6 protein-coding genes are annotated in these 8,894 nt (G+C 54.3%); 3 read left to right on the top strand and 3 right to left on the bottom strand.

Annotated features, from left to right (window positions below):
- From WBC85_RS16265 to radC, 3 genes are all read left to right on the top strand, one after another.
- A partial coding sequence (locus tag WBC85_RS16265; protein WP_424439707.1) for an Hsp70 family protein occupies window positions 1-1,237 on the top strand: 1,237 nt, incomplete at its 5' end.
- A gap of 84 nt (window positions 1,238-1,321) precedes the next feature.
- Entirely contained in the window at window positions 1,322-2,473 is a 1,152-nt protein-coding gene (gene dnaJ, locus WBC85_RS16260; protein ID WP_424439704.1) for a molecular chaperone DnaJ, read from the top strand.
- A 96-nt stretch (window positions 2,474-2,569) separates the two neighbouring features.
- Window positions 2,570-3,331 carry a RadC family protein gene (gene radC, locus WBC85_RS16255; RefSeq protein ID WP_424439701.1) on the top strand — a complete coding sequence of 254 codons (762 nt, stop codon included), beginning with the start codon at window positions 2,570-2,572 and terminating at the stop codon, window positions 3,329-3,331.
- Here radC and WBC85_RS16250 read toward each other — a convergent pair.
- From WBC85_RS16250 to secA, 3 genes are all read right to left on the bottom strand, one after another.
- A complete protein-coding gene (locus tag WBC85_RS16250) occupies window positions 3,328-4,887 on the bottom strand; it encodes a phosphate ABC transporter substrate-binding/OmpA family protein (protein WP_424439698.1) in 1,560 nt (519 codons plus the stop codon). The two genes, radC and WBC85_RS16250, sit on opposite strands and share 4 nt — an antisense overlap.
- Window positions 4,888-4,914: 27 nt before the next feature.
- Window positions 4,915-5,952: a hypothetical protein gene (locus WBC85_RS16245; RefSeq protein WP_424439695.1), complete on the bottom strand. Its 1,038-nt coding sequence runs from the start codon at window positions 5,950-5,952 to the stop codon at window positions 4,915-4,917.
- Between the two features lie 118 nt (window positions 5,953-6,070).
- Entirely contained in the window at window positions 6,071-8,773 is a 2,703-nt protein-coding gene (gene secA / locus WBC85_RS16240) for a preprotein translocase subunit SecA (protein ID WP_424439692.1), read from the bottom strand.
- Window positions 8,774-8,894 lie beyond the last annotated feature (121 nt).

Below are 8,894 nucleotides of genomic sequence, written 5' to 3'. Positions count from 1 at the left end.
TGACATGCGCATCGTCAACTACCTCGCGGATGAATTCAAAAAAGAGAACGGCGTTGACCTGACCAAAGACAAAATGGCGCTTCAGCGTTTGAAGGAAGCGGCCGAAAAGGCGAAGATCGAATTGTCTTCTGCCAACCAGACCGAGATCAACCAGCCGTTCATCTCTATGGATCCTAAGGGTGGCCAGCCGCTACACATGGTGATGAAGCTGACACGTGCGAAGCTGGAAAGCCTTGTTAGCGATCTGATCAAAGCGTCTATCAAGCCTTTCCAAGCTGCGCTGAAAGATGCGGGCCTGAAAACAACCGACATCGACGAAATCGTTCTTGTCGGTGGTATGACACGCATGCCGCGCGTTGTTGAGGAAGTGACCAAGTTCTTCGGAAAAGAGCCGCACAAGGGTGTGAACCCTGACGAGGTTGTTGCGATGGGTGCGGCAATTCAGGCCGGTGTTCTTCAGGGCGACGTCAAAGACGTTGTTCTTCTGGACGTCACACCATTGTCCCTTGGTATCGAAACCTTGGGCGGCGTGTTCACGCGTCTTATCGACCGCAACACAACAATCCCGACGAAGAAGTCGCAGATCTTCTCTACAGCCGAGGACAGCCAAAGCGCGGTGACAATCCGTGTTTTCCAAGGTGAACGTGAAATGGCCGCCGACAACAAAATGCTCGGTCAGTTCAATCTTGAAAACATCCCGCCCGCGCCACGCGGCCTGCCACAGATCGAAGTCACCTTCGACATTGACGCAAACGGTATTGTTGCTGTTGGCGCGATGGATAAAGGCACTGGTAAAGAGCAGAAGATCACGATCCAGGCCTCTGGCGGTCTGTCCGATGACGACATCGAAAAGATGGTCAAAGACGCCGAAGAAAACGCGGATGCGGATAAAGAGCGCCGCGAGCTGATCGAAGCGAAGAACCAGGCCGAAAGCCTCATCCACTCCACAGAGAAATCCGTGGAAGAGCATGGCGAGAAAGTCGATCCTTCGACCATCGAAGCGATTGAGCTGGCAATTGCCGCGCTCAAGGACGAGCTGGAAACAGAGAACGCGGACAAGATCAAATCCGGCATCCAGAACGTGACTGAAGTTGCGATGCGTCTTGGCGAAGCGATCTACAAAGCGAGCCAGGAAGATGGTGACGACGAGCCAATGGCAGCTGATGCTGGTCCAGAGGATGACGACATCGTTGATGCCGACTTCGAAGATCTGAACGACGACAAAAAACGCGGGTAAATTGCGCACAGCGTGAAAACACCCTAAAGGGCCGGCCTGTTTAACCGGGTCGGCCCAATGCGTTTCCTCAAAGGAGGATCTAATATGTCAAAACGAGACTATTACGACGTTCTAGGCGTTCCAAAAAACGCGACCGCCGATGAGATCAAGAAAGGCTATCGCAAGAAAGCCAAAGAACTTCATCCCGATCGCAACTCTGACAACCCAAAGGCTGAAGAGCAGTTCAAAGAGGCAAATGAAGCCCATGAAGTGTTGAAAGATGCCGAAAAGAAAGCTGCCTATGACCGTTATGGTCATGCCGCGTTCGAAGGTGGCATGGGCGGCGGCGGCGGTCGACCAGGCGGCGGCGGGCACGGTGATTTTTCATCTGCCTTCTCTGACGTCTTTGATGATCTGTTCGGCGATTTCATGGGTGGCCAACGTGGCGGTGGCGGCGGTCGTAATCGCGCTGCGCGTGGCTCTGATCTGCGTTTCAACCTTCGCGTTTCGCTTGAGGATGCTTTTTCCGGGCTTCAGAAGACCATCAACGTTCCTACGGCCGTAAACTGTACAAGCTGCGAAGGCACAGGTGCTGACGGCGGGGCTGAACCGACGAACTGCCCAACCTGCTCTGGCATGGGTAAGGTACGCGCGCAGCAAGGCTTTTTCACGGTTGAGCGCACCTGCCCGACCTGTTCAGGCATGGGTCAGATCATCAAGAACCCTTGTAGTTCTTGTGGCGGCCAAGGGCGTGTTGAAAAGGAACGAGCACTCAGCGTGAACATTCCTGCTGGTGTTGAGACAGGCACCCGAATCCGCCTTGGCGGTGAAGGTGAGGCAGGCCTGCGCGGCGGTCCGGCGGGCGATCTCTATATCTTTATCGAGGTGTCCAAGCACAAACTGTTCGAACGTGAAGGCAGCAACCTGTTCTGCAACGTGCCTGTATCCATGTCCTCAGCTGCGCTGGGCGGTGACATCGAAGTGCCGACAATTGACGGTGGCCGTTCACGCGTCAAGATCCCTGCAGGTAGCCAGTCTGGCCGCCAGATGCGTCTGCGCGGTAAGGGTATGCCAGCGCTGCGTGGTGGCGGTTCTGGCGACATGTTCATCGAACTTGCAGTCGAAACGCCAGTGAACCTGACTAACCGTCAGAAAGAGCTGCTGAAGGAATTTGAAGAGCTATCGGAAGACAACAACCCCGAGAGCAAAAGCTTCTTTTCCTCGGTAAAGTCATTCTGGGACAGCATGAAAAGCTAGCGCCAAGCAACGCTAAATGAGAAGCCCGGCCAGATCTCTGCGCCGGGCTTTTTCATGTTAACTCAAAATTTATCGAATCGGCGGATCAAGGTGGGTATGAGCATTCAACACACCCATTTCACCGATGTTTCGGCCCCTGTCTTTGATCCACGCGGAGCGGATAAAACTGCGCGGCGACGTCTTGGACTTCTCGATAAATCGCTGCGCGAGCGGCACATTAAACTGCGCGAAAGATTTCGTGATCGCGGCGGCGAAGACCTAAGCGATGCAGAAATGCTGGAGCTTATTCTACTACAATCCATGCCGCGCAAAGACACGCGGCCGCTGGCAAACAAACTTCTGTCAGAGTTTGGGGATATCGCCAGCGCACTCACGGTCGAAAACGCAAGGCTCGAGGCCCTCGTTGGTGCCGTTGCAGCGCAAGACCTGAAACTCGTCCACGCCGCCTCCAAACGGCTCGCTAAGGCGCGCATTGCACATCGCCCGCTAATCTCTAGCTGGGATGCAGTCCTCACGTATTGCCGCACCGCCCTTGCCCATAAAGAAACCGAAGAGTTCCGCGTTCTGTTTCTTGATCGCCGCAATATGTTGATCGCGGATGAAGTGCTGGGCGTTGGCACTGTCGATCACGTCCCTGTCTACCCGCGCGAGGTTTTAAAGCGCGCGTTAGAGTTGAATTCCTGTGCAATAATCCTGGTGCACAACCATCCTTCCGGTGATCCGACGCCATCGCAAAGCGACATAGAAATGACCAAACTTATTAAACAGGCCGCGGACAGCCTTTCCATTACGCTACACGATCATTTGATTATCGGGGCATCCGGCGAAACCAGCTTTGTGAGTAGCGGGTTGCTTTAGTGCACCCAAACTTCGACGCGGCGGTTCACCTGGCGGCCCCATGCGCTGTCATCGCAGGCCATTGGCAAGGCTTCGCCAAAGGCATCAACACTGATGTTGAGATCATCTAGATCAACGGTTTCTGCCGCTTTCTTCACCGCCGCCAAAACAGCGCGCGCGCGTTGTTGGGCAATGCGCCGATTGCTGGTTGCGGGACCTTGACCATCGCTGAACCCGACAAACTTGAGCGCGCGTTCGTCATACTCGCCCGTTTCGATAGCGCGTGCCAACTGTTGCACGTTGGACAACGATTGCGCATCAAGCGTACTGGATCCCGCGCGGAACCGGAATGACGTGCTGAGCCGCTTCATAGGCGACAGAACCTTCACCATCCGTTGCACCTCATCCAGCTCAATCTCTGAGCCAATCAGCGAAATCGCATTGGCAAATCGATCACCTTGTTGATTGATCGAAAGCTCTTCAGGTGCCTGATCCACAAACCCCGCGCGGCGGATTACGATTTGGGCAGAGGGTGAGCGCGTATAGGTCAAAAACTCCCGCGCAAGCTTGGGCAAACGACGGGCTGGCATATACAAAAACATCGGCGCTGTGAGCGGATAGTCTTCTGTCTTGATCGTTACTCGCCCCGCGCGTAGCGAAAAACCACAGGTGCCCGTCAAAACCAACACATCGGCATTCCCCGTTTCCGAGTAGCTCGAAATGCCAATTGCGAACGGATCATCCGTGACGGCTTGGGTGAGTGCCTTGTTGGACGCGTGACGCAAGATTCCACTGTCCAGAACAAGGCCCGCAGGCGTCATTAACCTATCTTGAAGCGCTTGCGAGACGCCAGACTTCGCGTCTCTAAGGTGCATGGATATTGGCGCATCTGGCCCGCCCAATTGATTCCAGTTGGTCACCCGCCCCGCAAAAACCCGAGCAAGCATTGCAGGTGATATCATATCGACGGGGTTACCCGGCGCGGTAATTGCAACCATGGCATCAAGCGCCAAAACGCGGCTACGGTTCGCGGCGGTCAGATCACCAAGCCCCGATTCTTGGGCGCGGCGATTTTCAGTCAGGCGGATCTCTCGCAACGACATGACGATGTCGGCTTCATCAGCCAGCAAATCGGCAAAGCCTTCGTCCGTATTGGTCACCCTGAAATCAAAGTGCCCTAGCAAAGCGCCGTCGGCTTTGTTGCGAAGCTTGTAAATGAAATGCGTCTGATCTGTACGTTCGCGGATGGCGTCGTAACCGCGTTGGAGAGCAAATCCCTCGATCAACGCTGGCATCAAGACCTCACCAATCGTTGCCGATCCAGATACTGATAGTTCCGCAACATAGTTCTGAAGATCGGGGCAAGCAGGGCCAGCGCAATTCACACCGGTACCATCCACTGTCAATTCGCCATAGACCGTTTCAAGACGGTAAAACTCCCCATCAAAGCCCAGTAGTGTGCCATTGATTTCCACCGACCCGTCGGGCGACGTCAACGTCACATCCTGAGCCGCCAAAGGAGCCGAGAACAACAAAATGAAAAATGCGGCGAAGCTCGCCGCACGGTGTAGCATCATTGGCCTTTAGCCCCGAATGTCGCGCGATCAGTTACGCGCGACTTTCAGGTCTTGTAGCAGGTTTTGCAATACGAGAAAGTCACCAACCGCGTCACATGCTGGAATTGGCAACGACAAGTCTTGAACCTTCATCGAACCCGCACGAAGCACCTCAAGTGTTTGCGCCTCTACGCGCAAGCCGCAGTTTGAGACGGTCACTTCGGCATCTACCGAAACATGCACGTCCCCAGTTTGTTTCGCCGTCGCAGTCGGGAATGTGTAAATTTCCGCTACCAGCGCTTCACCCTGATCTTTATCACCTAGCGAAGTGATAAAGCCGCCAACCCCTTGGGTCGCATCCTCAATGGAACGCTTGGCATCCAACGTAACATGCCCCGCGTCACGATAGTCAGCGCCAAATTCAAAAGCATTGATATGCAGTGAACTGCTTGCCTTGGACTGCACAACCAGTCGATCATAGTATTCAAGGGTTGGCACTTTGGTATCGGCAAGCGCGCCTTCGCCATTCGAGAATGCAACGATTATCACAGCGTTTTCCGACAGTGCTGGAATACTCAGATTAAGATTACCGTCATTGTCTGTCGCATCTGTGAACATCATACCATTGTGGTGAAATGTAACTCGCTCGTTAGGATAGCAGCTGGCGCTCAAGCTTACATCGACCATTGCCGCCGCTGAAGCCTGCGCAGTCATGTCGATTGAACAAAGCGATGCGGGTGCAGCAAGAGTATCTTCCTTAGCGTCGGGAACAAGGACCTCACCAAGCGCCGCGGTTCTGATTTGCGGCTCAGCCTCGACCGGCTTTGCATCTGGTTCAATCATTGCAGCCGTTGTTTCACCCAAACTCCTGCTTTCCGAAATTTCGGCCGCAGGCTTGGTCTCGGCAACAGCAGAGGTCAACGTGATGTCGGTAACCTCAAGAGGCTCGCTCGCTGTTCCAGAAATATCTGGTACCGTTGCGTTCGTATAACGCGCTTTCGCCGACTCGCCATTTTGCATGACAAAGCCAATTGCGCCTGCTGTCGCCAAAACGCCGCCAGCCATTACGATCCGTTTGATATCCACGAGTTTGCCCTCCGAAAGGATATATGTTCGGAGGGTTTTTCGCTCTCAAAGAGGGCGAGAATAGGACTGCGGTAAGGACTCTTTCAGACGCTTTACCGCAATCCTGCCTTGTTTCGGACTATGCCAATGAGCCGTGGCAATGCTTGAATTTCTTTCCGGAACCACAGGGGCAAGGGTCATTCCGGCCCGGATTGCCCCATGTAGAACTGTCCGTTTCGTCAAAGCCTGCGACTTCGGGCTCGGGCGATTGCGACGCCTCTGCCGACGCTTCGCGCGCAGCGTCCTGCATCATCGCCTGTTGCGCCTGAACCTCGGCAAGCATCTGCGCTTGCTCTTCTTCGGTCATAGGGCGCACCTGCCCCAGCTTCTGCGTCACTTCAGTGCGCAGGCTATCAAGCATCGTTTCGAACAGCTGGAAGCTTTCGTTCTTATACTCGTTCAGCGGGTCACGTTGCGCATAACCACGGAAACCAACAACCGAACGAAGATGCTCAAGCGTTACAAGATGCTCGCGCCACTTGCCGTCAATGGTCTGCAACAAAATCTGCTTTTCGATCTGGCGCATGTTTTCTGGGCCAAAAGCAGCCGCCTTTTGCGCCATTGATTCATCTGCTGCCTTCTCAAGGCGTTCACGGATCACGTCGTCGTCCGCGCCTTCCTCTTGTCCCCAATCCTGCACAGGCACATCAATGTTGATCGCCTCTGCCACAGCGTCATGCAGGCCCTGCATGTCCCACTGATCGGCATAGGTTTTGGGTGGCATATACTGGTCGATCAGATCTTCGATCACCTGATACCGCATATCCTGCGCGATCTCGGACAGGTCGGCGGCTTCCATGATTTCACGGCGTTGACCAAAAATCACCTTACGCTGATCGTTCATCACGTCGTCGAACTTCAAAAGCTGCTTACGAATGTCAAAGTTACGCCCTTCAACCTTCGCCTGCGCGCGCTCAAGCGACTTGTTCACCCAAGGGTGCACAATCGCTTCGCCCTCTTTCATCCCAAGCGAAGACAGAACCTTGTCCAGACGCTCGGAGCCGAAGATGCGCATAAGATCATCATCCAGAGAAAGGAAGAACGCAGAACGACCCGGATCACCCTGACGGCCAGAACGACCGCGAAGCTGGTTGTCGATGCGGCGGCTTTCATGGCGTTCGGTCGCGATGATATAAAGACCACCTGCGTCCAGAACTTTCTGGCGCCAAACCTGATGCTCTTCTTCAATGCGCGCACGAATTGCCTCTGGATCACCTTCCGGCTCGGCAGCCAGTGCTTCCAGAACCTTCAGCTCGACGTTACCGCCAAGTTGAATATCGGTACCGCGGCCAGCCATGTTCGTCGCGATCGTGATCGCGCCCAACTTGCCAGCATCGCCAACAATCTGTGCTTCTTGCTCGTGCTGACGCGCGTTCAAGACGTTATGCGGCAGGCCCGCTTCGGTCAGCATTTTCGATAGGAATTCAGATTTCTCGATCGAGGTCGTACCCACAAGGCACGGCTGACCCTTCTCGTGGGCCTCTTTGACGACATTAACAATCTCGTCATACTTTTCTTTGGCGGTGCGGAACACTTGGTCATGTTCGTCAACACGTGCGATCGGGCGGTTCGTTGGAACTTCGACAACGCCCAGACCGTAAATCTCAGCGAATTCTTCCGCTTCGGTCATCGCTGTACCGGTCATGCCAGACAACTTGTTATACAGACGGAAGTAGTTCTGGAACGTGACCGAAGCCAACGTAACGTTCTCGGGCTGGATCGGGCAGTTTTCTTTCGCCTCAATCGCCTGATGAAGACCGTCAGACAAACGACGACCAGACATCATACGGCCAGTAAATTCGTCAATCAGAACAACTTCACCATCGCGCACGATGTATTCCTTGTCCTTCTCAAACAACTTATGCGCGCGCAAACCCTGGTTCACGTGGTGCACAATTGTCGTGCTTTCAGGATCATACAGCGTTGACCCTTCAGGTAGCAGTCCTTGCTGAAGCAACAATTGCTCCAGAAACTCGTTGCCCTCTTCGGTGTAGGACACGTTGCGGGTCTTTTCATCCAGCTCGTAGTGCTCTGGCAAAAGCGACGGGATTACCATGTCGATGGCAAGATATAGCTCTGAGCGATCGGCCGCAGGACCAGAAATGATAAGCGGTGTGCGCGCCTCGTCGATCAGGATCGAATCCACTTCGTCGACAATCGCGAAATTGTGGTCGCGCTGGAACATCTGGGATAGCTCGCCCTTCATGTTGTCGCGCAGATAGTCAAATCCAAGTTCGTTGTTTGTGGCGTAAGTCACGTCACAGGCATAAGCCGCTTTCTTCTCGTCATCAGGCTGCTGGGGATAGACCACACCCGTCGTCAGGCCAAGCATGCCGAAGACTTTGCTCATCCATTCCGCGTCACGCTTTGCGAGGTAGTCGTTCACAGTCACAACGTGAACACCCTTACCCGTCAACGCGTTCAGATAGGCAGGCAAAGTTGCCACAAGGGTTTTGCCCTCGCCTGTTTTCATTTCAGAGATGTTACCCTGATGCAGAAAGATGCCGCCCATAAGCTGCGTGTCAAAGGCCCGAAGACCAAGCGCCCGACGCGCACCTTCGCGGCAGTTGGCAAAGGCTTCTGGCAAAAGATCATCAAGACTTTCACCGTTCATCGCGCGCTTGGCGAGTTCTTCGGTTTTTTGCTTTAGACCTTCATCGGTGAGTTTTTCGAACTCGGGCTCCAGCGCATTGATCGCATCAACGATCGGGCGCGTGGCTTTTACTTTGCGGTCATTCGGCGTTCCGAACACCTTTTTGGCGATTTTTCCAAGTCCTAGCATCTGCGCTCATCCATTCTTGACGTCTTTGTGCTCAGGCTCCGCTTGCTCGCCCCGCACGCAACCCATAGATACGAGAGTGAAAGACGGCCCGAACCATGGCCTTAAGGCGATGTAAGGGTCG

This window comes from Planktotalea sp., assembly GCF_049680325.1.
Lineage (GTDB): Bacteria > Pseudomonadota > Alphaproteobacteria > Rhodobacterales > Rhodobacteraceae > Planktotalea.
This window is presented reverse-complemented; position numbering and strand designations above follow the sequence as displayed.

Excerpts from the sequence above, each read along its gene's own strand:
- secA (WP_424439692.1), bottom strand. The coding sequence starts at position 8,773 with ATGCTAGGACTTGGAAAAATCGCCAAAAAGGTGTTCGGAACGCCGAAT.
- dnaJ (WP_424439704.1), top strand. The coding sequence starts at position 1,322 with ATGTCAAAACGAGACTATTACGACGTTCTAGGCGTTCCAAAAAACGCG.
- radC (WP_424439701.1), top strand. The coding sequence starts at position 2,570 with ATGAGCATTCAACACACCCATTTCACCGATGTTTCGGCCCCTGTCTTT.
- WBC85_RS16250 (WP_424439698.1), bottom strand. The coding sequence starts at position 4,887 with ATGATGCTACACCGTGCGGCGAGCTTCGCCGCATTTTTCATTTTGTTG.